This is a genomic window from Sinomicrobium soli (genome assembly GCF_003285545.1).
In the GTDB taxonomy this organism is placed as follows: domain Bacteria; phylum Bacteroidota; class Bacteroidia; order Flavobacteriales; family Flavobacteriaceae; genus Sinomicrobium.
Genome location: NZ_QLNV01000002.1, coordinates 386924 through 411633 on the forward strand (window position 1 = coordinate 386924; position 24710 = coordinate 411633).

General features: G+C 47.7%; 25 protein-coding genes. 10 read left to right on the plus strand and 15 right to left on the minus strand.

Annotation, left to right across the window (positions count from 1 at the left end):
* Positions 1–10 precede the first annotated feature (10 nt).
* From obgE to DN748_RS03590, 3 genes are all read right to left on the minus strand, one after another.
* Positions 11–1021: a GTPase ObgE gene (gene obgE / locus DN748_RS03580; protein ID WP_112370381.1), complete on the minus strand. Its 1011-nt coding sequence runs from the start codon at positions 1019–1021 to the stop codon at positions 11–13.
* Between the two features lie 27 nt (positions 1022–1048).
* A complete protein-coding gene (locus tag DN748_RS03585) occupies positions 1049–2179 on the minus strand; it encodes an adenylate kinase (RefSeq protein ID WP_112370382.1) in 1131 nt (376 codons plus the stop codon).
* A gap of 194 nt (positions 2180–2373) precedes the next feature.
* Positions 2374–2802, minus strand: a complete 429-nt coding sequence (locus DN748_RS03590; RefSeq protein WP_112370383.1) for an OsmC family protein — start codon at positions 2800–2802, stop codon at positions 2374–2376.
* A gap of 280 nt (positions 2803–3082) precedes the next feature.
* Between DN748_RS03590 and DN748_RS03595 the strand changes: the two genes are divergently transcribed.
* Positions 3083–5464, plus strand: a complete 2382-nt coding sequence (locus DN748_RS03595; RefSeq protein WP_112370384.1) for a TonB-dependent receptor domain-containing protein — start codon at positions 3083–3085, stop codon at positions 5462–5464.
* Positions 5465–5651: 187 nt separating this feature from the next.
* Complete coding sequence (gene pepT, locus DN748_RS03600) at positions 5652–6887, plus strand: peptidase T (protein ID WP_112370385.1); 1236 nt, start codon at positions 5652–5654, stop codon at positions 6885–6887.
* Between the two features lie 196 nt (positions 6888–7083).
* On the opposite strand, the gene yajC is transcribed toward pepT, so the two are convergent.
* The 4 genes from yajC to DN748_RS03620 all read right to left on the minus strand — a co-directional run bounded on the left by yajC (position 7084) and on the right by DN748_RS03620 (position 10098).
* On the minus strand, positions 7084–7380 hold the full coding sequence (gene yajC, locus DN748_RS03605; protein ID WP_112370386.1) for a preprotein translocase subunit YajC: 297 nt from the start codon (positions 7378–7380) through the stop codon (positions 7084–7086).
* A gap of 27 nt (positions 7381–7407) precedes the next feature.
* Complete coding sequence (locus tag DN748_RS03610; RefSeq protein ID WP_112370387.1) at positions 7408–7854, minus strand: DUF1573 domain-containing protein; 447 nt, start codon at positions 7852–7854, stop codon at positions 7408–7410.
* Positions 7855–7915: 61 nt separating this feature from the next.
* Positions 7916–8860: a transcription antitermination factor NusB gene (nusB, locus tag DN748_RS03615; protein WP_112370388.1), complete on the minus strand. Its 945-nt coding sequence runs from the start codon at positions 8858–8860 to the stop codon at positions 7916–7918.
* Between the two features lie 134 nt (positions 8861–8994).
* Positions 8995–10098, minus strand: a complete 1104-nt coding sequence (locus DN748_RS03620; RefSeq protein ID WP_112370389.1) for a Glu/Leu/Phe/Val family dehydrogenase — start codon at positions 10096–10098, stop codon at positions 8995–8997.
* 140 nt (positions 10099–10238) lie between these two features.
* Between DN748_RS03620 and DN748_RS03625 the strand changes: the two genes are divergently transcribed.
* The 3 genes from DN748_RS03625 (at position 10239) to DN748_RS03635 (ending at position 15054) form a co-directional block, all read left to right on the plus strand.
* A complete protein-coding gene (locus DN748_RS03625; RefSeq protein WP_112370390.1) occupies positions 10239–11996 on the plus strand; it encodes an ABC transporter ATP-binding protein in 1758 nt (585 codons plus the stop codon).
* Positions 11997–12077: 81 nt separating this feature from the next.
* On the plus strand, positions 12078–12449 hold the full coding sequence (locus DN748_RS03630) for a PUR family DNA/RNA-binding protein (protein ID WP_112370475.1): 372 nt from the start codon (positions 12078–12080) through the stop codon (positions 12447–12449).
* A gap of 94 nt (positions 12450–12543) precedes the next feature.
* Positions 12544–15054, plus strand: coding sequence for a M14 family zinc carboxypeptidase (locus DN748_RS03635; protein WP_112370391.1), 2511 nt, complete (start codon positions 12544–12546; stop codon positions 15052–15054).
* A gap of 33 nt (positions 15055–15087) precedes the next feature.
* Here DN748_RS03635 and DN748_RS03640 read toward each other — a convergent pair whose 3' ends face one another.
* Complete coding sequence (locus DN748_RS03640; protein ID WP_112370392.1) at positions 15088–15423, minus strand: tRNA-binding protein; 336 nt, start codon at positions 15421–15423, stop codon at positions 15088–15090.
* Positions 15424–15564: 141 nt separating this feature from the next.
* Between DN748_RS03640 and DN748_RS03645 the strand changes: the two genes are divergently transcribed.
* Together DN748_RS03645 and DN748_RS03650 are read left to right on the plus strand one after the other, a co-directional pair.
* Positions 15565–16125, plus strand: a complete 561-nt coding sequence (locus tag DN748_RS03645) for a thioredoxin family protein (RefSeq protein WP_112370393.1) — start codon at positions 15565–15567, stop codon at positions 16123–16125.
* 121 nt (positions 16126–16246) lie between these two features.
* A complete protein-coding gene (locus tag DN748_RS03650; RefSeq protein WP_112370394.1) occupies positions 16247–16888 on the plus strand; it encodes a peroxiredoxin in 642 nt (213 codons plus the stop codon).
* Positions 16889–16977: 89 nt separating this feature from the next.
* Here DN748_RS03650 and DN748_RS03655 read toward each other — a convergent pair whose 3' ends face one another.
* Genes DN748_RS03655 through DN748_RS03665 form a run of 3 tightly spaced genes read right to left on the minus strand, consistent with a single transcriptional unit; the run spans position 16978 to position 18761 of the window.
* Positions 16978–17910, minus strand: a complete 933-nt coding sequence (locus tag DN748_RS03655; protein WP_112370395.1) for a peptidylprolyl isomerase — start codon at positions 17908–17910, stop codon at positions 16978–16980.
* Positions 17911–17952: 42 nt separating this feature from the next.
* On the minus strand, positions 17953–18507 hold the full coding sequence (locus DN748_RS03660; RefSeq protein WP_112370396.1) for a Smr/MutS family protein: 555 nt from the start codon (positions 18505–18507) through the stop codon (positions 17953–17955).
* Positions 18508–18527: 20 nt separating this feature from the next.
* Positions 18528–18761, minus strand: a complete 234-nt coding sequence (locus tag DN748_RS03665) for a hypothetical protein (RefSeq protein WP_146746552.1) — start codon at positions 18759–18761, stop codon at positions 18528–18530.
* 45 nt (positions 18762–18806) lie between these two features.
* Between DN748_RS03665 and DN748_RS03670 the strand changes: the two genes are divergently transcribed.
* On the plus strand, positions 18807–19085 hold the full coding sequence (locus DN748_RS03670) for a DUF2752 domain-containing protein (protein WP_236636775.1): 279 nt from the start codon (positions 18807–18809) through the stop codon (positions 19083–19085).
* A gap of 18 nt (positions 19086–19103) precedes the next feature.
* A complete protein-coding gene (locus DN748_RS03675) occupies positions 19104–19424 on the plus strand; it encodes a CCC motif membrane protein (RefSeq protein ID WP_112370399.1) in 321 nt (106 codons plus the stop codon).
* 122 nt (positions 19425–19546) lie between these two features.
* On the opposite strand, the gene DN748_RS03680 is transcribed toward DN748_RS03675, so the two are convergent.
* Positions 19547–19777, minus strand: coding sequence for a DUF3820 family protein (locus DN748_RS03680; RefSeq protein WP_112370400.1), 231 nt, complete (start codon positions 19775–19777; stop codon positions 19547–19549).
* A gap of 812 nt (positions 19778–20589) precedes the next feature.
* Between DN748_RS03680 and aqpZ the strand changes: the two genes are divergently transcribed.
* Positions 20590–21276, plus strand: coding sequence for an aquaporin Z (gene aqpZ, locus DN748_RS03685; RefSeq protein WP_112370401.1), 687 nt, complete (start codon positions 20590–20592; stop codon positions 21274–21276).
* A 77-nt stretch (positions 21277–21353) separates the two neighbouring features.
* On the opposite strand, the gene DN748_RS03690 is transcribed toward aqpZ, so the two are convergent.
* The 3 genes from DN748_RS03690 to DN748_RS03700 form a co-directional block, all read right to left on the minus strand.
* Entirely contained in the window at positions 21354–22307 is a 954-nt protein-coding gene (locus DN748_RS03690; RefSeq protein WP_112370402.1) for an AAA family ATPase, read from the minus strand.
* Positions 22308–22396: 89 nt separating this feature from the next.
* Positions 22397–23845, minus strand: a complete 1449-nt coding sequence (locus tag DN748_RS03695) for a peptidylprolyl isomerase (protein WP_236636776.1) — start codon at positions 23843–23845, stop codon at positions 22397–22399.
* On the minus strand, positions 23829–24692 hold the full coding sequence (locus tag DN748_RS03700; RefSeq protein WP_112370403.1) for a peptidyl-prolyl cis-trans isomerase: 864 nt from the start codon (positions 24690–24692) through the stop codon (positions 23829–23831). Before DN748_RS03700 ends, DN748_RS03695 begins: the two co-directional genes overlap by 17 nt.
* Between the last annotated feature and the right edge of the window lie 18 nt (positions 24693–24710).

The window sequence follows — 24710 nt, forward strand, 5'->3', positions numbered from 1 at the left end:
CTGACGAAACCTATTCCTCCTGCCTGTTCAGCATCTCCCACAACCGGTCCTTGAGCTCCTGTAATCCCTGCCGGGCCACTGCGGAAATAAACATATAGGGAATACCGTCGAAAGCATCGCGAAGTTCCTCATTCATTTCAGACTTCAGCTCCTCATCCAGCATATCCGATTTGGAGATGACGATAAACCTGTCCTTATCCAGCATCTCCGGGTTATACCTCCTGAGCTCATCGAGCAGGATATGATATTGTTTTTTGATATCGCCACTGTCGGCAGGTATCAGAAAAAGCAGTGTGGAATTGCGTTCTATATGCCGCAGAAAATAATGCCCGAGCCCCTTGCCTTCGGCCGCACCTTCGATGATGCCGGGAATATCCGCCATTACAAAAGTCTGGAAATCCCGGTGTTGTACTATCCCCAGGTTGGGTTTTAAAGTCGTAAATTCATAATCCGCTATCTTGGGTTTGGCCGCTGTAATTACCGACAGCAAAGTGGATTTCCCCGCATTCGGAAACCCCACCAGGCCTACGTCGGCCAGCACCTTGAGTTCCAGGGTAATACTTCTCTCCTCCCCCTCCAGTCCGGGTTGTGCATAACGGGGCGTCTGGTTGGTCGACGACCTGAAATGCCAGTTTCCCTGTCCGCCCTTACCCCCCCGGGCGATGATCTTTTCTTCCCCGTCCCCGGTGATCTCAAACAGCACTTGCCCTGTTTCCGTATCTTTTACCACGGTACCGAGAGGTACGTCCATATACACATCCGTTCCGTCAGCCCCGGTACTCCGGCTACTGCCTCCGTGTTCCCCGTGCCCGGCGCGAAAATGCTTTTTGAATTTGAAATGAAAAAGCGTCCACAGGTTCTTGTCGCCCCGGATCACAATATGGCCGCCACGTCCGCCATCACCGCCATCCGGGCCTCCTTTAGGCACGTATTTTTCCCTCCTCAGATGGGTAGACCCCTTTCCTCCGTTTCCCGAAGACACATGTATCTTTACGTAATCGACAAAATTCCCCTCAGTCATCCTTATTGCTCTTATCCGGGATCCGGATTATTTGTTGACCGCGGTCTCCAGGTTTTCGATAACCCCGGACAAGCGGGCTGTGATCTCTTCTATACTGCCTATGCCGTTTACACTGTAAAACTTGCCCTGCTCCTTGTAATAACCGATCAGCGGGGCCGTTTTTTCATTGTATTCCTCAAAACGGTACCTGATCTTGCTTTCGTCCTGGTCATCACTTCTTCCGCTTACCTTACCGCGTTCCAGCAACCTGCCGATAAGTACCTCATCATCAGCCTCCAGGGCTATGGTAGCACTGATGCCCATTCCCTTGCTCTCCAGTAAACGATCCAGCGCCTCAGCCTGGGCCGTGGTTCTCGGAAAACCGTCGAAGATAAAACCTTCGGCCTCCATATTGTGCTCTACCTCGGCCTGCAGCATATTGATGGTGACCTCATCCGGCACGAGTTCTCCGCGATCTATATACTGTTTGGCCAGTGTTCCGAGTTCGGTTTTATTCTTTATGTTATACCTGAACACATCACCCGTGGAAATATGCACCAGATGGTACTTTTCCTTTAAGAATGCCGCCTGTGTTCCCTTGCCCGCTCCGGGCTTTCCAAAGAGCACTAAATTAATCATGTTTTTTTCTTTTAATTGGTATATTTCAGGGAGGTTTCTTCCCAATCCGTCATAATCGAGGCCATACCCCACTATAAAACGTACGGGAAGCTCCATGCCTACATAATCGATGGGAAGGGACTGTTTATAAGCTTCCGGTTTATAAAAAAGCGTAGCCACCCTGAGGTTTTTTACGTTCATCCCGGAAAAAATGCGGTGAATTTCCACCAGGGTATTCCCGCTATCGACGATGTCCTCCAGCACGACCACGGTGCGCCCCTCCACATTTTCCTCCAGGCCTACAAGGTGTCTGACCTGTCCCGAAGAAGAAGTTCCGTGATATGAAGCCAGTTTTACAAAGGATATTTTACAGTCTTCCGGGTACTTTTTCATAAAATCGGAAGCAAACATAAAAGCGCCGTTGAGCACCGCCACAAAAACCGGCTCTTCTCCCGGAAAATCACTGCTGACCTGCTGTGCCAAACGCGCTACCGACCGGTCGATATCGGCCGCAGAAATGAATGGTTCAAAATATTTATCATGAAGTCTTACCACAATGATCCAAAAAAACGCCTTGTAAAACAGCTTTCAGCTTTAAAAAGACCTGTTAATTTTCTCTGTAAATAAAGCTCAAATGAGTTCAAAGGCACAAATATACGATATTACACTTTCCGATCAGTGGTTTACCCTCACGGATTTTAACATTGCGGAAATGCCCGTGATATTTTCTTTCATTCATACGCGCTCCCCAGGGTTTATTTACTCTCCGTAGTCCATGCCACCCTTTCCATTTCCATAGGGACTTCCGCGTTCAGCATTTTGCTTACGGGGCATCTTTCTCCTATTTCCAGCAAACGCTTTACCTGCTCCCCGGAAAGCTCCTTTTCAAAAGAAACCTCCTTCCGGATACGCTGCTGCACCCCTTCCGGGGTCATCACCGGAGCAAAGGAGGCATGTACCTTTATGGTCCCCGGCTTCCATTCCTTTCGCTGTGCATACATCCGCATGGTTATCGCCGTACAGGATGCCAGGGCCCCCAGGAGATAATCTGTGGGAGAGGCCTTCTTATCCCCTCCCCCCAGGCTTTCGGGCTCATCGACAAAAAAGACATGCTTTCCGTCGGTAACCCTTGTCATGTAATCGTCCAGCCCGTTACATGCCGTGACCCCTTTGTTTTTTGCCATCTTACTACAGGTTTTAAACTCCCGGAAAGATACGAATTCCGGACGGAGTTACCTCTTTCAGCCTTTATTTACCCGTACATTTCCTTCTGTCGCTGCAACGGATGCCCGACAACACCAGCGATATCCCTGCACTGACTTATTTACCCGGGCCTTCAATTGTTAAATTCTGTTAAACCCGTCATTTCCCTGTAACATCATCCATCTCCGCCCGTCCATTTAACACATACCATCAAACAAGAGAATTTCCATCATTCATCAATCAAAAAAGCAGTAAAAAACAATGAAAAACGTATTGAAATTCGCCGTATTTCTGATTTCCCTTAGCCTCACTGCGCAATCCCGGAATCCCGGAACAGTGAGCGGAAAGGTTATTGACGGGCAGTTCGAAGAACCGGTGCCTTATGCATCCGTAGTGGCCCGGTCGGGCAAAGACGGAAAGATCATTACCGGGGGAACCACCTCCGAAGACGGATCTTTCGAGATCAAGGGGCTTCCGGAAGGAGAGATCGATATTGAAATCCAATACATAGGATACAAGACCCACAGGCAGGCCATAACCATTTCGCCGGCCGCTCCCGGGCATCGTATGGACACTGTTGTACTGGAAGAAAACATCGCCGAACTGGAAGGGGTGGACGTAGTCGCGGAACGCTCCACCATAGAGCAGAAAACAGACCGCAAGATAATCAATGTCGGCAAGGACCTCACGACCACCGGGGCCACGGCTTCCGAAATCATGAACAACATCCCGTCGGTAAATGTAGACCAGGACGGAAACCTGGCACTGCGGGGTAACCAGAATGTCAGGGTCATGGTAGACGGAAAACTTTCCAATGTGCCCGTAGCGCAGTTGCTGAAACAGATCCCCTCCACATCTATCAAAAAAATAGAGCTTATCACCAATCCCTCAGCCAAATACAATCCCGAAGGAATGAGCGGGATCATCAACATCGTACTGCATAAAAATGCCAATATAGGGCTAAACGGAAACATTAACCTGGGACTTACCAAGGCCGAAAATGCCAAATTCAACTCATCGGTGGACCTGAATTACAGGCACGGAAAGATCAACGTATACGGAAGTTACGGCAATAATATAGGAAAGTACAGCAATAACGGCCGGCTTTCGCGGAGCGGGGAAAACATGGAGCAGCAGCTATCCTTCGACAGCAACCACAAATCTCACCTGTACAAGGCAGGGCTGGACTTTTACCTGAACGACAGGAATACCATCTCCGTCTTTACCAACCAGAACACCTTTGACGGCAAGGAAGACGGTGCTTCGAACATCATCTACTTCGACGATGAGGGCAGGAACTTCCGGCAATCAATATTTTCGGACGATTCGAACCACAGCCAGCAATACAATTTCGACTATAAGCTGGACTTTGCCAGGGAAGGGCACAATATAGAACTGGAAGTGGACCACAACCGTTTTTCGGCCGACGGCATGATGGACAACACCTTCAGCGGGCCGTCGGATGTGCCGGATTACATTGATAATACGGAGACCAAAAGACAACAGACCACCGCCAACCTGGACTATGTAAACCCCCTGTCTGAAAAATCCAACCTCGAACTGGGAGCAGAAGCGAGGCTCTTTGAAACCAACCTGGATTTCAATTCTACCGGTATGTCTTTCAGTCCCGACGGGGACCTGGTCCCCACCCCGAGTACAAAGTTCGATTACAACATGGATATTTACTCGGCCTATGCCACTTTCGGGCAGAATTTCGGGAAGTGGTCATACCAGGTAGGGGCCCGGATCGAAAACGTGGAAGTCAGGGCAGATACCAATACGGTAAGGGCCTTTACGGATAGATATACCCAGGTGTACCCCTCCGCCTTTGTCACCTATTCCCCTTCGGAAAAGAACCAGTACCAGGTGAGTTTCAGCCGCAGGGTAGACCGGCCGGGCATAGGGCAGGTAAACCCCATACGCAAGTGGAGCACCCCCCTCATATCGCAGTTCGGGAACGAAAGCCTTTCGCCCCAGTTTACCAACTCCATAGAAGCGAACTACACCCGGAGAATAAAAGAAGGAAGTATTACGGCCGGTGTGTTTTACCGCCGTATCGAAGATGAGATCAACCAGACCATATACGCCGATCCTTTAGACAGGAACAGGCTTATCCTGACGTATGACAACTTCGAGAACAATGCTTCCTACGGGGTCGAACTATCCGGGAATTACAAACCCCTGAAATGGTGGAATTTCAATACCAGTTTCGACTTGTTCACCCAAACGCAAAAAGGTTACCTGGACATGGAATACGCCGAAATCGAAAACACTTCCTACAACTTCCGGCTGAACAATAATTTTACGGTGACCAAAGCGCTCACCCTGTCCCTTTTCGGGTTCTATCGCGGGCGGAACAAGTCTTTGCAGTTCGACGCCAAACCGATGTACTTCGTCAATACCGGTGCCCGGTATGCCTTTGCCGACGGAAAAGGAAGCATCAGCCTGAACATTAACGATATATTCAACACCATGCGGTTCGGGTTCGACAGCGACCGCCCGATAAGACAGTCCGGCCGGTTTACCTGGGAAAGCAATTCGGTTTACCTGGGGCTCTCCTATCGTTTCGGAAGCGGAAAGAACAGGCAGGTACAGCGAAAGAACAGGGACGACAATACCAAGGAAGGCGGCGGAATCATGTAATTATAGTTAGTTAATAGGGTTTTTTACTTAAGGGCGCAACACCTTGCCATGTTGCGCCCTTTTTTATGTAAACAAGTCTTTTCCTGTAAAATATCCGGGGCAGCTTACCGTTAATCACATGTCGCAAAGAAGCCGAACAAAATTTTAAAATTACCGCTATTCGTAGTACTTTCGTAAAAAATTCCGCATGCAAAAGATTATAGACCGCTTTATCAGCTATGTGACCATAGACACCCAGTCCGACCCCAAATCGACATCCACTCCCAGCACAGCCAAACAGTGGATACTGGCCAACAGGCTGGTGGAGGAACTCAGGGACATAGGCATGCAGGATGTTTCGGTAGATGAGAATGGCTACGTGATGGCCACCCTCCCTTCCAATACGGATCACGAGGTTCCCGTAATCGGTTTTATCGCTCACATGGACACTTCTCCCGATTTTAACGGGACCAATGTAAGGCCGCGGGTCATAGAAAAATACGACGGAAAGGATATCGTACTGAATGAAGAAGAGAACATCGTACTCTCTCCCCGTTATTTCGAGGACCTCGTACAATACAAGGGCCAAACGCTTATCGTAACCGACGGCACCTCCCTGCTCGGGGCCGATGACAAGGCCGGTATTGCAGAAATCGTGACCGCCATGGAATACCTGATCGGTCACCCGGAGATCAAACACGGAAAGATCCGGGTAGGTTTTACACCGGACGAGGAGATCGGGCGCGGAGCAGGCAAATTCAATGTGGAAAAATTCGGGGCCGAATGGGCCTATACCATGGATGGCAGCCAGATCGGCGAACTGGAATACGAGAATTTCAACGCTGCCGGGGTCACCATAAGAATAAAGGGAAAAAGCGTACACCCGGGTTATGCCAAAGGAAAAATGGTAAACTCCATGCTTATTGCCAACAAGTTTGCCAATATGCTGCCCCCAAAGGAAATACCGCAACGCACGGAAGGTACGGAAGGTTTTTTTCACTTCCACAGCATAAAAGGCGATGTGGAAAATACCGTACTCGAAGGTATCGTACGGGACCACGATTTTGACAAGTTCGAGGCCCGCAAGGAGCTCCTTCAGAAAATAGCCAACGAACTGAATTTCCGGTACGGAAATGTCATCACCCTGGAGATGGAGGACCAGTACTACAACATGCGTGAAAAGATAGAACCCGTTTTCCATATCGTGGAAATAGCGGAACAGGCCATGAAGGCCGCCGGGGTACCCCCCATCATCAAGCCCATACGCGGAGGCACCGACGGTTCGCAACTCTCGTATATGGGCCTGCCCTGCCCCAACATATTTGCGGGCGGGCACAATTTTCACGGCAAATACGAATACGTGCCCGTACAAAGCATGCAGAAGGCCACGGAGGTCATTGTACAGATCGCCAGGCTCACGGCGGAGCAGCAGGCGGGGTTGTAGTTCTTAGTTGTAGGTTGCTGTATTTTATGGTTTAAAGTCATCCTTCGACTGCGCTCAGAATCCCGAGCCCGGGATGACCGGACCCGGTTGTTTTCTTACCTGCAAACATAGGATCACAACTCCAGCCTGAGAAAAGAAAGACCAAAAACCAAAAAAACCGCCCGAAGGCGGTTTTTTTCATTTCATTACAATGCTGCTATTTATTGGATACCGGGGCCGGGGTATTGAGTTTCCGGCTCATTTCCATGGAAATGGCAGAACGTTCAAACTTTATTTTCCCTGCAAGGGTTTCGATAACACAGGACTGATCTGCGTCGTTCAGTTCCACGATCTTTCCGTGCATACCACTCTTGGTGACTACCTTATCCCCTTTCTTGAGTTCTGCCGCAAACTTCTTTTCCTGTTTCTGTCGTTTTATCTGCGGGCGGATCATAAAGAAATAGATCACCACAAACATCAATAAAAAGGGGGCCAGTTGACTGATTGATTCCATAAGCTGATTTAGATATTTTTGCTGTTTTTACTTACCGGGCTCCTCTACAAAAGCCTTTATTTTTACCTGCTCGTTCCCTTTTTCGGTATTGGTAACTATGGTGACGGTCTTGGAGACCGACGCCTGCCCCGAACCGTTGTATTTCACCAGCAACTCTCCTGTTTCTCCGGGAGCAATAGGCTTGTTTTTGGGATACTCGGGAACAGTACACCCGCAACTGCTGCTAGCATCCGTAATCACCAGGGGGGCGTCTCCGGTATTGGTAAACTTAAATATGGTCTCTACCGGGGTACCTCTCTGAATGGTCCCGAAATCGTGTTCCCTTTTGTCAAACTCAATGGCAGGCAGCTTTTTGGAAGCCTCATCCCTGGCTGCGGCCTGTTCTACATTTTCAGACTTCACTTTGCTGGCGGCATTGTCTTTACAGGCTGTAAATGCAGCTACCGCAAATGCGATCAATAAAACTTTTTTCATGATGATTATATATTTCTGATGAACAAGTGTTTTTTCACTAAAGGCATAAAAGTAAGGATAATTACATTAATCCGCGGCCCGCTTTGTTCAGTTTATTACCGGACTGGAAATCCTTTACCATTTTATCCAGTATGCCATTGATAAAAATACTGCTTTTGGGCGTGGAATACTCCTTGGCAATTTCCAGGTATTCGTTCATGGTTACCTTTACGGGAATCGAGGGAAATTTCAGAAATTCACATATGGCCATCTTCAGCAATACCTCATCGACCTCGGCAATACGGTCGGTATCCCAGTTGGGGGTTTTTCCCGCAATCTCCTTCACCAGCATCTCATCGTTCAGCAGTGTCTTCCTGAAAAGTTCCCTGGCAAACAACCTGTCGTCCTCATCCTTAAAAAGCCTGGGAAGAAAATAGCCTTCCCTGTCGGCAGGCTTCACCTTTCTCAACTGTTTCAGAATAAAGGTATTCACCAGAGGCAGATCGTCTACCCAGGTCAGATTGTAATCTTCTATATACTCGTACAGTTTTTCATTAGGTGCAATAACATCCCTGAAAAGCTCCTGCAGAAATTCCTTGTCTTCCTTAAACGAAGACTGCCGTGTGGCCATATAAGACTGGTAAAGACCGCTTTCCTGCATCTCCCGTAACAATACCTTTACGTATTCCTCATCCAGGTACCAGTTGTTGAGCTTCCTGTTTTCAAGTTCGTCGGAAAGGCTGATATTATTCACCAGCATGGAAATCACCCGGTTGTCTACGAATTTCCTGTTCGGGTTTTTCTCTTCCTCGGTGGCAAGATACTTCTTTTCGGAAGCAGAGAGCCTTTCCCCGGCCATTTTACTCATCGCCCTCAACAGGTTGAGCAGGACCAGGTAGAGGTCGTACATATTCTCCATACTCGTAGAAAGAAATTTTTCCTCCTTATCCAGATCAGCCCTTTGGGACTGTGTAAGTGCGTAGATGGATTGCATTACCTTAACGCGAATATGTCTTCTTGTTAGCATATTAAAGAACCTGCCTTTAAAAAATCAAGGCGAAAGAACTATTCTTTCGCCCTGCAAAAATAAGTGTTTCCTGCCGCAAATTCCAAGTTTTTTATGTTACCTTATCGGAATTCCGGTTTCAGGCGCCGCGTTGTCTATGCCGTTTTCTCCTTTCTCCGGGCCTCAATACGTTCCCGGGCTACCCTCAGGGCAGACTGGTGTGAAGTACATTCATGAGCGTCGGCATCTGCCAGGATTTCCCTAGTAGTATGGTATATGTTTTCGGTTTTACGCATGATCTCGTCCCTGCCATAACCTTCCAGTTCGGCATACACATTAATAATACCTCCGGCATTGATAAGAAAGTCAGGGGCATATACGATACCCTTTTCCCTCAGCATAAGCCCGTGCCTGTTTTCATCCGCCAGCTGGTTATTGGCCGCTCCGGCCACTACCCCGGCCCTGAGCCGGCCTATGGTATCGTCGTTGATGGTGGCTCCCAGTGCACAGGGGGCATATACATCCACTTCGGCACCGTACAGATCGTCGCCTGCATAGATCACAGCACCGTATTTGTCGCTCACCGCTTCCAGGCGGTCTTCATTAATGTCGGTAATATACACTTTGGCCCCTTCCTCGGCCAGGTAGGAAACCAGGGCCTCGCCCACATGTCCGATACCCTGTACCAGTACGGTCCTTCCTTCCATTCTGTCACTTCCGAATTTATGGGCCACCGCGGCCTTCATTCCCATAAAGACCCCGTAAGCCGTGACCGGTGAAGGATTACCCGCACCGCCCCTCGACTCGGAAACCCCCGTAACATAGGGAGTAACATCGCGTACGAGATCCATGTCGGAGGTTTCCATCCCCACATCTTCCGCGGTAATGTATTTCCCTCCGAGGCTGTGTACATACTCGGCAAACTTACGCATCAATTCAGGGGTCTTCTGTGTTTTGGCATCCCCGATAATCACGGCCTTTCCTCCTCCGAGATTGAGCCCGGTAACCGCCGATTTATAGGTCATCCCCCTGGAAAGGCGCAAAACATCGTTCAGGGCTTCCCATTCCGTAGCGTAATTCCACATCCGCGTTCCGCCCAAAGCAGGTCCGAGCACCGTATTATGTATGCCTATAATTGCTTTTAATCCTGTATCTTTGTCGTAACAAAAAACAATCTGTTCGTGATCGTCAAATGAAAGTTGCCCGAATACCGGGGCCACTTTTCTCAATTCACCGGGTTGTAATAGTTCTGTTGTCATTTTAGTGATGTGTTATGTAGCGTTCATTTTGATAATTCGTTAAAAAACACAAGCAAAATTACATAAAAATTGAACATAATTTAAAAACATACCGCTTAAAATAACGATTTATCAAAACACCTGTTGTTTTCCGGATTTTTATGAAAGAACTGAAATACATTAACAAATACTTTAAAAAGTATAAGGGAAAAATCCTTATCGGCATCATAATCACCATTATAGCCCGTATATTTTCACTGGTCATGCCCCCCTACGTCAGCAAATCCATAGCAGCGGTAGAACACTTCCTTTCCGATGCGGATGCCGACCAGGCAGCGTTCACGTCCATTCTGCTCACCAATATACTCGTCATTATAGGTACCACGCTGTTATCGGCTTTCTTTACCTTTCTGATGCGCCAGACCATTATCAATGTCTCCAGGTATGTAGAATACGACCTCAAGAACGAAATATTCGCTCATTACGAAAGGCTATCCCTGAATTTTTACAAAAAGAACCGCACCGGCGACCTGATGAACCGCATCAGCGAAGATGTGAACCAGGTACGCATGTATACCGGGCCTGCGGTGATGTACAGTATCCAGACCCTTACGCTTTTTATCTGCGTCGTTCCGATCATGTTCTACAAATCGCCCACCATGGCCCTGTACAGCCTTATTCCGCTTCCCGTACTTTCCGTACTTATATATAAGATAAGCCGGGTCATTCACAAAAAGAGCACTGTGGTACAGCAGTACCTTTCCACCCTGTCTACTTTTTCCCAGGAAACCTTTTCGGGCATCTTTGTCATCAAGGCCTACGGGATCCAGCCCAGGATCAACCGGGAACTGGAGCAGCTTGCCGAAGAAGGAAAGGACAAAAGCATGAACCTCGCCCGGGTAGAAGCCTGGTTTATGCCCCTTATGGTACTTCTTATCGGTATCAGCAGTACGATAGCCATATATGTAGGAGGAAAACAATATATCGATGGCGACATTGCAACGGTAGGCACCATAGCCGAATTCATCATATACATCTCCATGCTTACCTGGCCGGTGGCCATCGTAGGCTGGGTCACCTCAACCGTACAACGCGCCGAGGCTTCCCAGAAACGGATAAACGAATTCCTGGGCTCCGTACCGCAGATACAGAATCACAACGCCTCTCCTACCCCGGTACGAGGGAAGATAGAATTCCGCAATGTTTCGTTTACTTACGAAGATACCGGGATCACTGCCCTGAAAAATCTGTCGTTCGAACTGAATCCCGGCGAGACCCTGGCCATTATCGGGCGTACCGGCTCCGGAAAATCGACCATTCTCGACCTTGTAGCCCGGCTTTACGACACCAGTTCGGGAGAGGTCCTTATCGATGACACCCCCGTAACAGACCTGAATCTTAACGATCTGAGAAATGCCATCGGCGCAGTGCCCCAGGAGGCCTTCCTGTTCTCCGACAGCATTAAAAACAATATAAAATTCGGAAAACCGGAAGCGACGGACGAAGAGGTCAGGGACGCTGCCAGACGGGCCGAAGTCCATAAAAACATCCAGAAATTCACCCATCAGTACGACACCGTCCTCGGAGAGCGGGGTATTACACTGAGCGGAGGGCAGAAACAGCGCGTCGCCATAGCCCGGGCACTGCTCAAAGACCCCGAGATCTATCTTTTCGACGACTGCCTTTCTGCAGTAGATACGGAAACCGAAGAAAAGATACTCAAACACCTTCACAAGGTCTCCAGCAACAAAACCACCATCATTGTAAGCCACAGGGTATCATCGGCCAGGAATGCAGACAGGATCATTGTTCTCGACAAAGGCAAAGTGATTCAGCAAGGCACTCATAATCAACTCATAAATGCAGAAGGATATTACAAAAACCTGTACCTGAGCCAACTCTCTGAAAAAGAAATGTGATATTTTTGTTGCTTGATTTCATTTTTTTTCACATTTTTGGTTCTGTTTAACTATACAACTAATTTTAAGATTAGAGGGATTATGAGTGAAAAAGATTTACTTGAGAAAGACGAAATATTCTCTAAGGTTTTGCGGGCCGGAAGGAGAACCTATTTCTTTGATGTAAGGGAAACCAAAGCAGGAGATTACTACCTCACCATTACAGAAAGCAAAAAATTCACGCATGACGACGGTTCTTTCCATTACAAAAAACACAAGATCTACCTCTACAAGGAAGATTTTGATGCTTTCAGGGAAATTCTGACGGAAATGACCGATTATGTGGTAGAAGAAAAAGGTGAAGAGGTTATTTCGGAACGCCATCAAAAGGACTTTAAAAAGGAAGCTATCGGTGCTAACGGAGAATCTTCCCACAACGACAGTTTTACTGACCTGAGTTTTGACGACATATAAGCGTTAAAATTTTTCTTAAAAAAATTCTAACCGTTCCCCGAAAAGGAACGGTTTTTTTTATATTTATTGCTAACTAACACTAACTCCGATAATTGTGAAAAAGCTGACACTACTCCTTTTACTCGTGCATTTTTCCCATGCACAGGAATCCGTCGACCTCGATTATTATCTGCCTCAGAACGTTTCCTATAACCCGGATATTCCTGTACCCCGCAGTGTCATCGGGCACGAGGTCGGCGAATGGCATGTAACCCATGACCGGCTTATCGAATACATGAAAATACTTTCTGAAGCGTCAGACCGCATTGCGATGGAAGACAGGGGGACTACATACGAAGGACGGCCCTTGCCCCTGCTCGTCATCACTGCTCCGGAAAACCACCGGAATATCGAGAACATACGGCAACAGCATATCAAACTCACGGAAAGCGGGGGTAGTGACCTCAATACGGATACCATGCCCACGGTCGTCTACCAGGGTTTTTCCATACACGGTAACGAACCCAGCGGTTCCAATGCGGCACTGATTGCCGCATACTACCTCGCTGCCGGGCAGGGGCCGGAAATGGATGAGTTGCTGAACAACGTTGTCATACTCTTTGACCCAGCCATGAACCCGGACGGACTGCAGCGCTTTGCACACTGGGCGAATACGAACCGGAGCAAGAACCTGAACCCCGACAATAATGAAAGGGAATACCACGAAACATGGCCGGGGGGAAGGACCAACCATTACTGGTTTGACATGAACCGTGACTGGCTGCCCGTACAATTACCGGAAAGCCGGGCCCGGATAAAGAGTTTTCACCGGTGGCTGCCCAATATCCTTACCGATCATCACGAAATGGGTACCAATACCACCTTCTTCTTTCAACCGGGAGAGCCCGCACGGGTACACCCGCTTACCCCGGAAACAAACCAGGAACTGACCCGGGAAATCGCACAATTTCACGTCAGGGCATTAGACGATATCGGGTCGCTTTATTTTTCGGAAGAGAACTACGACGATTATTTTTACGGAAAAGGCTCTACCTTTCCCGACATAAACGGGGGTATAGGCATCCTCTTCGAGCAGGGTAGCTCCCGGGGGCATGTACAGGAAAGCGACAACGGACTTTTAACCTTTCCGTTCACCATAAGAAACCAGTTTGTAACCGCTCTTTCTACCCTGGAAGCTGCTAAAAACATGCGTAAAAAACTTCTCGATTACCAACGTGATTTCTATGCCAAAACCCGTACGGAAGCAGCCAGAAGTAAAGGCAGTGCTATTGTGTTCGGCAATGAAAAGGACGCGGCAAAAACCTATCACCTTGCCGAAATACTCAAAAAGCACCGGATCAGGATATACGATGTAGCCGAAGATTTTACAGAAAAAGGCAAACGGTACAAAAAAGGGTTCAGCTATATTGTTCCCCGCAACCAGAAAAACACAAAGATCATAGATGCCATGTTCGAAACCCGTACCGAGTTTGCCGACAGCCTCTTTTACGACATCTCGTCCTGGACCTTTCCGCTGGCATTTGACATGGATTATACGGAAGTAAACACTTCCCGGGCAGGCAGCGAAATAACAGAGCTGCAACTTCCCGAAGGTAAAGTCACAAAAAAAAGCGACTATGCCTATCTGTTCGAATGGCACGAATACTATACCCCGAAGGCCTTATACCGGATATTACAGAAGGGTATACGTGCAAAAGTAAGCAGAAGTGTTTTCTCCGTAGAGGATAAGGAATATGACTATGGCACCATCATGATCCCGGTGCACAACCAGGATATGAACAGTGACGAACTGCATTCCTTTTTGCTGGAGGTCGCCGAAGAATCGCACATAGATATCCACGGGGTATCTACCGGATACGCCGCGGGTACGGACCTTGGCAGCAGTCAGTTCGGCACACTGGAAATGCCTAAGGCGGCCATGCTTACGGGGAACGGGATCACTCCTTATGATGCCGGGGAAGTATGGCACCTGCTGGACCAGCGCTACGATATTCCTCTCACCAAAATAGATGAAAGTTATTTCAACCGCGTAGACCTGGACAAATACAATATATTTATCCTGACCAGCAGCCGGGGCCATCTGGACAGCACCATTAAGATCAAATTAAACAACTGGGTAAAAAACGGTGGTACGCTCATTGCCTGTCGCAATGCCATAAGCTGGCTGAAAAGCAATGAGCTTATAAAAACAGAATTCCGCAAAACCGATATTGTCGCCAAAGGCATCACTTACGGGGAACAACGGGATTTCCATGGGGCACAGGTAACCGGGGGGGCCATATTCAAAGCAGACATAGACCGGTCGCATCCCATAAATTTCGGGTATAAAAACAACAGCATATCATTATTCCGCAATACCAATATTTTTATGGAACCGGATAAACAAAGCTATAACAACCCCATACAATATACGGATGCTCCCCTGGTAAGCGGGTATATCTCCGAAGAGAACCTCGAACAGCTGAAGGGTTCGGTACCGTTTAAAATACAGCGGTCGGGCAAAGGAAAGATCATCCTGTTTACCGACAACACCAATTTCAGGGCCTTCTGGTTCGGCACCAACAAATTATTTATGAATGCCATATACTTTCATAAATTCATGTAAACCAAAACATCCGGAACGGGCAGGAAAATGTCGTCAGGCAATACGCTGCCCGTTTTCTATCTTAAAATCGGGGGTGAGCAACACCACGTCTCCCTCTTCGCCCACAGCGCCGATCACAAGGCACTCACTCATAAAATTTGCTATCTGTTTTTTGGGAAAGTTCACCACGGCCACGATCTGCCGGTCCAGCAGATCTTCCCTGTGATATCTTTTCGTGATCTGTGCCGACGATTTTCGTATCCCGATCTCTTTTCCGAAATCGATCACCAGCTGGTAGGCCGGTTTTCGCGCCTCGGGAAAATCGCGAACTTCAACAATGGTGCCGACACGCATCTCTACCTTTTCAAAATCACTCCAGGTTATTTCCATAAGGTACGGTTTAAGTGATCCCAAAAATACCACGGGAAAACACCCTGTGCAAGGGAGTATCGCAAAAATTCGTAACTTAGTATCCTGCAAGGGCCCTTTCGGGTACCCCACCCATATTTTAATCAGGATAAACCGGAAAAAATGGCAAGAACACCCAGCAATATGCTCCCCCTGGGGACGAAAGCAGCGGCATTCAAACTTCCCGATACGGTTTCGGGAAAAACCATAAGCCTTGAAAGCATCCGTGGAAAAAAGGCCACGGTAATCATGTTTATATGCAATCACTGCCCGTTCGTACAACTGATAAACCCTGAAATTGCAGCCATAGCCAGGGAATACGCTCCCAAAGGGGTCGCCTTCGCAGCCATTTCCAGCAACGATGTGGAACACTATCCCCAGGATGCCCCCGAACTTATGGCCGAAAATGCGGCAAAGCAGGGGTTCTCCTTTCCATACCTTTACGATGAAACACAGGAAGTGGCCAAGGCATACGATGCCGCATGCACTCCCGATTTCTATGTCTTCGATGCCGGTCTCCTGCTGGTATACCGGGGCCAGCTGGACGGTGCAAGGCCCGAAAACGGTATTCCCGTCACGGGCAAAGACCTGAGAGAAGCCCTGGATGCCCTGCTCCGGGGAGAAGCCGTCAGCGAAACGCAGAAACCCAGTATAGGATGTGGTATAAAATGGAAAAAACAATAGCCCCCTGTACGGTCATTGCCGGCACTTATACCACCATTAAAATATTTTATTCCCAAAATTTCGTATTCTCACTTTAGTCTACTAACTTTATAGACTAAATAGTCATTTAAAAAATCACGTCATGAGTACATTGAAATTAGGAGACAAGGCTCCGAACTTTACGGCACAGACTTCCGAGGGAGAAATAGATTTCTACGAGTACCTCGGAGACGGATGGGGTATTCTCTTTTCGCATCCGGCAGACTACACCCCGGTATGTACTACCGAACTCGGGGCGGTAGCCAAATATAAGGACGAATTTGCGAAAAGGAATGTAAAAGTGCTCGCCCTGAGTGTGGACGGCCTGGAATCGCACAAGGGCTGGATAAAGGATATCAACGAGACCCAGGATACCACGGTCAATTTCCCGATCATTGCAGATGAGGATCGTAAGGTTTCGAACCTTTACGACATGATCCACCCCAATGCCAACTCCACGCTTACCGTACGCTCGGTATATGTCATAGGGCCCGACAAGACTATCAGGCTGATGATCACCTATCCGGCTTCCACGGGAAGGAATTTTGAGGAACTGCTGAGGGTTATCGACTCTTTACAACTCACGCAGTACCACAAGGTTGCCACTCCGGCCAACTGGAAACACGGTGAAGATGTGGTTATTTCTCCTGCGGTGTCCAATGAAGACGCTACCGGGATATTCAAAAAAGGTTTCAGGGAGGTAAAACCTTACCTGAGACTTACGCCGCAGCCTGATCTCGATTAGTCCGTAGGGGCCGTCGATACGTCGTAAAACAGCAATAAAAAGGAGCGATAGATCTGTGCTATCGCTCCTTTTTTTATAACGAAATATTATTATCCCACTTTTACCAGCTGCACATCAAAAACCAGGGTTGCATCCGGGGGGATCACCCCGCCGGCACCCCGGCTCCCGTAGGCCAGCTGCGGAGGGATTACCAGTCTTACCTTATCTCCGGTCTGAAGCAGGCCTATCCCCTCTTCCCAACCCGGGATCACCTGTCCGGCCCCCAGCCGGAAACTGATGGGCTGGTTTCTCCTGAAAGAAGAATCGAAAACGGTACCGTCCGTAAGCATCCCTTCGTAATGTACGGAAACCTCTTTTCCCTTTTCGGCTTTTTCTCCCTCTCCCTTTTCCAGTACCTTATACCACAATCCGCTTCCGGTCTGTTCAAAACCTTCCGTAAGTTCGCGCAAAGCCTCCTCAGTCTTCTTTCTCTCCAGGGCCAGCCGTTCTTCTTTCGAGGCCTCAAATTTCCTGAAGGCTGCTACGGCATCCCATTGTTCCGCCTCATCTCCTACCCTTACGATTTCCAGTTTTTCTATACGGTCTCCCTGCTGAATGGCATCCACCACATCCTGTCCGTTCTCCACAAACCCGAATACCGTATGCTTATTGTCGAGCCATGAGGTTTCTACATGGGTAATAAAGAATTGGCTTCCATTAGTGCCGGGACCGGCATTGGCCATCGAAAGCACTCCGGGCCCCTTGTGTTTCAACTCCGGATGGAATTCGTCGTCAAACTGATAACCAGGGCCTCCAACACCGGTTCCCTGGGGGCATCCCCCCTGGATCATAAAATCGGGGATAACCCTGTGAAAGGAAAGACCGTCGTAATACGGCTGCCCTTCCGGTTTTACCTCGTTTTCCAGTGTTCCTTCGGCCAGACCTACAAAATTCCCTACGGTCCCCGGTGTCTTATCGTGAGTGAGTTTTACGAGAATTTCCCCCTTACCGGTGTGGAATCTCGCATAAATACCGTTTTGCATGAGTTTTTTATTTGTTTAAGTCCGCAAAGATAGCGATATTTTTTATGCATTCTGGTAGATATACACCTCGGTAGCCCCCATACCGTACTTCCGGTAATCCGCATCGTAGTATTTCAGGTTGTCATAACGTCCGAAAAGAAATTCCAGTTCCGTCCTGAGCACTCCTTCGCCTACACCGTGTATAAATACGACTTTCCTGATCCGCCTGCGAATGGCAAATTCCAGCTGTCTCGTGGCAGTGTCCAGCTGAATGGTGAGTATATCGTAATTGCTCAGCCCTTTTACCGAGGGCACCAGCTTTTCAATATGAAGGTCCACCTCCATGCCGGGCATATCCCGTTCCTTTGCCTTCGGCACCGGTTTTTTCCTGCGTTCCGGCTGCTCCTTATCCGCCAGGTACCTGTCCGGTGACAGGGATGCATTCCGCAACAGGGACTCATCGGATATCTTTACCACTTCGGCAGGTGACAACTGCAATTCAAAACCCTCATCGGTACGTATTACGAGCACGCCGTTCCTTATGCCGGTGACCTCACCCCTGAGGGAGTCGTCTATAGCCTCTACGCGGTCTCCCTTTTGAATGTTTTCCCTCTCCATATCGCCGTTATTCTAAAGTTCTACTCCTCTTCTTCTTCCCTGTTCTCATTGCTGTTGTCACGCGGATTGTCCTTTATCCATTTGGCCGTAGCACCGTACAGGCCGTACATCAGCAAAACAAATCCCGCGATCAGGATATAGGGCCTGTCCTCTCCGCCCTTGCCCTGACCGATAAAAGCCAGTACGGCCCCGAGAATTATCAGAAGAAAATACAACAGGGGGTGATTTTTAAAACGCATGTTTCTTTTTCTCAAAAATAATATTAATTTAGATACCCGTAGCTAAACACCATTTCAATTTTGAAGGCAGATCAATATATGCTTCCCTGCATCAACAAGCAAATTCTGGGCGTGGAATGCCCGGGATGCGGGATGCAGCGCGCCGTAGCCCTGTTGTTCGAAGGCGACTTTACAGCTGCTTTTTACATGTACCCGGCCATTTACCCCCTGATACTGTTTTTTATATCCCTTCTGGCAGACCATCTCTGGAAAAAGAAAAACTTCTCGGGTACCTCATCGGTACTGGCTGCCATAAGTGTTGTTGTTATTCTCGGAAATTATATCATGAAATTCATTTAAACAAACAGACTTCATACTATGGAAACACAAAAATTACCAAACGCCACAACAGCGCTCGTACTGAGTATTGCATCCCTGTTCTGCTGCTGTTTTTACGGCATAGGGATTATCCCGGCAGTCATTGCGCTGGTCCTGGCCAACAAGGACGTCAAAAAATACAAACTGGAACCCGAACTGTACAGCAACTACAACAATGTAAAAACGGCAAAGATCATTGCCATTATTGGTATCGTGATGAACCTGGCATATTTCGTATACTTCCTGGTACTTCTGAGCACCCTTGGCATGGAGGGCATCATGGAGCAGTACAGGATCATGCAGGAGCAATATGACATGTAGTACATCCTGATATACCGGGAGTTATAAAAAAAGAGGCTGCCCTGATCTTTCGGACAGCCTCTTTTTTTTCGAAACGGGATGACATTGATCCGGTTAAAAACTTTGTGCTTCCGGCTTCGCGCCTATTCCGTAATATTCCTTATGTTCCGCAACAGTTGCTCCAGCCCGTTTGCCTTGATCTCAAGCACGGCTTCCAGCTGTTTTCCGAGAGTTCCACCCGGAAAACCTTTTTGCCTGAACCATACGAGGTAAGCTTCCGGAAGCTCCGTCAGGTACCTGTCTTTATATTTGCCGAACGGCATTCTGGCCTTTGCCAGTTTTTCGAGAAATTCCCGGTTGTATCCTGTTTCCATCCTGCATTAATATAGAACTCGTCTTGGGTTGTTTCATTTAGGCTAACCTGCCCTTGCGACAGCTGGCTCGTTCGCTAAAACAGCCCAGTGGGCTGTTTCGTAACGCTCCGCCCTGTGCCCAGATCAAGGCTTTTTGAGCCACATAGCCATAGCTATGGGGAGAGAAAAAGACAAAATATAGGTGCAAAAGATGGTTTTGCAGCATATTATAATAACTCAAGACGAGTTCATATTATATCAGGTAAAAATAGGGATAATTCCAACAAGTCCGAAACATCCATTCATCCGGTATTTAATACTTTTCATCCGGTTTTAAAAAAATTACTTTCATCAATCATGCCCATCACATTCAGGAGATTTATTTTCAGATTTGATATTTAGACAGGTATCCAGTACTCTATTTCACCGGGAAAATGCACTACTTTAATAAAAAAAGCTATAAAACATGCTACAATCCCACTTATTCCTAATGTAAATGTTTAAAAAAATATTATCACACAAACAATCCCTCCGGATTTACTGCCGGAAACTTTTTATTTAAACAGCAACAGCACTATTGTCCTGTTAAAACTTGAAACACGACACATATATTACTGATTATAAATACAATATACATATTTTAAAAGTAAACGGACTTAAATTTTTCTTTGATGATTATTTGCCAAAATTCAAAATTCCTATTTTGCAAACCACTTAAAATCAAATACATTTATAAGTCCAATCGACCTGAATATTAATTATCTGATTTTTATGGGACACTAGTGCAGCAACAGCATAAATAACTATCAACATTTTAATTTAATCCATTATCTATGAAAAAATTTTTAGCTGAATTTATAGGCACCTTCTGGTTGGTCCTGGGAGGATGCGGAAGTGCAGTCCTGGCTGCAGCATTCCCCGAACTGGGAATTGGTTTGCTGGGTGTTTCACTGGCTTTTGGTTTAACGGTACTAACCATAGCCTATGCCCTGGGCCATATTTCGGGTGCACACCTTAACCCCGCCGTATCAGTAGGACTATGGGCCGGGGGACGCTTCAGTACGAGGGAACTTGCTCCCTATATCGTTGCACAAGTACTGGGTGGACTGCTGGCTGCTGTCGTACTTTATGTTATTGCTACTGGTAACGGTAGTGATATAGGCGGTTTTGCGGCTAACGGATACGGTGAACATTCACCGGGAGGATACAGCGTGCAAGCGGCACTGCTCACCGAAATAGTAATGACCTTTATGTTCCTGATTGTAATTTTGGGAGCCACCGACCAAAGAGCGCCTGCCGGATTTGCAGGTATTGCCATAGGACTTGCCCTGACACTGATTCACCTGATCAGTATTCCAGTAACCAATACCTCTGTCAATCCTGCACGAAGTATCAGCCAGGCTGTTTTTGTAGGCGACTGGGCCCTTGAGCAACTATGGTTATTCATCTTGGCTCCTGTTGCAGGTGCCATTCTGGCCGGACTGGTATACCGTATCTTTCAGAAAGAAAGCAATTCCTGACCTCTGACATACATGCACTATAAAAAACGGCACCGGAGATTTACGGTGCCGTCTCATAACATGATATATCTTAACTACTACAAAAGCGTTTTTATAATATACTCCACACTGATATTTTCTGCTTCCGCCTTGTAATTCTTGATAATACGGTGTCTCAGTATCCCGGTGGCCACCGCCTTTACATCCTCTATATCCGGAGAGAACTTCCCGCGAACCGCCGCATGTGTCTTGGCAGCAAGGATCAGGTTCTGCGACGCCCTCGGGCCGGCACCCCAATCCACGTATTCACTTACGATCTTCGCAGCCTGCGGGCTTCCGGGACGTGTACTTCCCACCAGGCGGACTGCGTATTCCACCACGTTGTCGGCAACAGGTATGCGCCGTACCAGATGCTGAACGGCTACAATTTCCGCCGCATCAAATACGGGAGACAGTTTTACTTCCCTGTCTACCGTAGTCGATTTGACTACGGCGACCTCCTCTTCAAAGGAGGGGTAGCCCAGTTCGATGGCAAACATAAACCTGTCGAGTTGTGCTTCGGGCAGGGGATAGGTTCCCTCCTGCTCTATCGGGTTCTGGGTTGCCAGTACGAAGTAAGGCGGTTTGAGGTCATGGCGCTTGCCGGAAACCGTTACCGACCTTTCCTGCATGGCCTCCAGCAGAGCGGCCTGTGTCTTCGGCGGGGTACGGTTAATTTCATCTGCCAGTATGATATTGGCGAATACGGGCCCCTTGATAAAACGGAACTCCCGGTTGGCATCGAGGATCTCATTTCCCAGGATATCACTGGGCATAAGGTCGGGGGTAAACTGTATCCGTTTGAAATCCAGTCCCAGCACGTCAGACACCGTGCGTATCATCAGGGTCTTGGCCAGTCCCGGAACACCGATCAGGAGTGCGTGCCCGCCGGAATATACGGAAAGTAATATTTCTTCTACGACATCTTTCTGGCCTATGATCACCCTGGCTATTTCATCTCTCAGGATTTGATGTTTTTTTACCAGTTCCTTTAAAGCCGCAACATCAGACATAGGTTTTTTCGGTTTAAGAAGATTAGAAAGATTACCGGAAAGTCGCCGGAATCGTTAAAAACAGTCTGTAAAAAGCTTTCCTTTACGCACTATTTCTTAACCCAGTTATTGGAAAAATCACAGCCCTTATAATCGGCATTTACCATAATATAGGTATCCGTTATGGTTTTCTCCATCCATTCTTTTACGGCCTTGATCTGTTTTTCCTTGAGCGCCAGGTCTTTTATCTTGAGGTAATCTTTTACATAATCCGCCTTGTGATCGTCATACCTGTTGGTCACTTTTATAATCTTAAAGGTAACCTTGCCCGGTTTCCTGGGATCTTCTTCTTCATATACGGGAGATATCTTCCCGGTTTCAAGGTTTCTGACCTGGTTATACATGGTGGGGTCCAGTTTGGTAAGCTCAAACCGCGTATCCATATTACTGGGGTTCCGCAACTGTCCTCCCTCGAATTTCGTCTCCTTTTCATCAGAAAATTCCCGTGCGGCATCTGAAAAAGAAACCTCTCCGTCTGCAATCTTCTGACGCACTTCTTCCAATTCCTTTTTGGCCTTTGCCAGGGCTTCGGCCGGGATTTCCGGATTGATCAGTATATGTCTGAGGTCGAGTTCCTGTCCCATGATCTTGTCTACCATAATAATATGCCATCCGAAATCTGTTTCAAAAGGTTCGGAGATCTCTCCTTCCTGCAGGCTATAGGCCACGTCCATAAACTCCTTGGCAAACCCTGTATTCCTGGTAACGTGATAGTACCCTCCCTTGGAACTGGACCCCGGGTCTTTGGAATACAGTATGGCCTTGGTGGCAAAACTGGAACCGTTTTCCTCTATGTCCCGCTTCATCTCATTGAGACGATCGACCACCTTCTGCTTTTCTTCCTCCGGGACTTCCGGTTCTTTCACGATCTGGGAAATCTCCAGTTCCGCACCGAATACGGGGCGCTCATCTTCGGGAATATTGTTGAACCACTGCCGCACTTCCTCGGGAGTGATCTCAATTTCATCAACGATCTTGGTCTGCATGTTTTCCGCCAGCATCCTTATCTTGTTGATCTGGAAAAGCTCTTCCTTAAAGCTTTCCTCATCCGATTTCTTATAATAGGCCAGCAGCTTTTCCATAGTTCCTACCTGTCCCACGAGAAAGTTGAGCTGTTGTTCCGTCTGGGCCATGATCTGCTTGTCAGACACCTCAAGGCTGTCCTGTACGGCCTGATGGGCATAGAGTTTGTCCTCCATCAGTTTTCCGAGCAACTGACAGCGGGTAATATCTTTAATGGAATTACCCTGGTTCTGCAGGTCGATATAACTTTTATCGATATCCGATTCCAGTATGATATAATCTCCCACCACAGCGATCACACCGTCTATTTTCACCTTGTCGGAAGACAGGTTCTGGGATACCTCCGTAGTATCGCGTGCCGCTGCCGCCTCGTTATTCTCTTCCACTGCATTTTCCGCAACTGCCGTTTCCTGCCCCATGGACACCTGCATCACACATAAGGCAACCCCGGCAATAATCTTACTTATCCGATCCATAAATTTCAAATTTCTTTTTACTCAAAGCCTCTTCTACAATTTCTCTCTCTGTGTTCCGTACAAAATCCAGCTTTTTCTTATTCAGCAATATCTGTTTTATCGTCGGTTTCACATAAGAGATAGGAGCGGTGTCATTTCGCTCCAGGATATCATTAATATACACCAAATATACCCCTAAGGAATCTTCCAGCTCAATAAAATGCGATTTTTTTATCTTATTTTCATGTTCTTCCAGTGCAAGAACGGGAATTTTTCGTAATATCTGGGTCTTTTTGGCCCAGATAGTATCTTCCAGGGAATAGGATTTGAACTGTATGGCCATTTCTTCCAGGCTTTCCCGGTCTTCCGGTTCGAAGCGTTCAAATTTTTCCCGTACATCGTCGAGCTTCCCGAAATCGGGACTCAACTCGATATACCGGAACTGCCACAATTCCTCGTTGAGCCTGAAATTATCCTTTCTCATCCCGTAAAAGGAAGTGATTTCCGAATTGGTAATGGCCGTATCCATCGCACTATTCACCAGGGCCTCCTTATAGGTGTTGGTATACAGGTCGATCTTGTATTCCTCTATAAGCTTTTCAAATTCCCTCAGCTGTTCTTCCGGGAGGTTCATTTCGGCCTTTTCCATAACGAGCTGTCTCAGGGCCCAGGAATTCACAAAATTGTTGCGCACCACGGCACTGTCTTCCGCAGACATGTTTTCCCCGTATATCCCGGCGAGATCGCGGGGATAAAGAAAATGGTCCCCTACCCGGGCCACTGCGTCTTTCTCATCTTCTCCCGCAAAATACGAACAACCCGCCAGGGCAAAGAGCATTATAAAAGCGATCACACAATTCCTGTACATCTCATTTTTTTACGCACC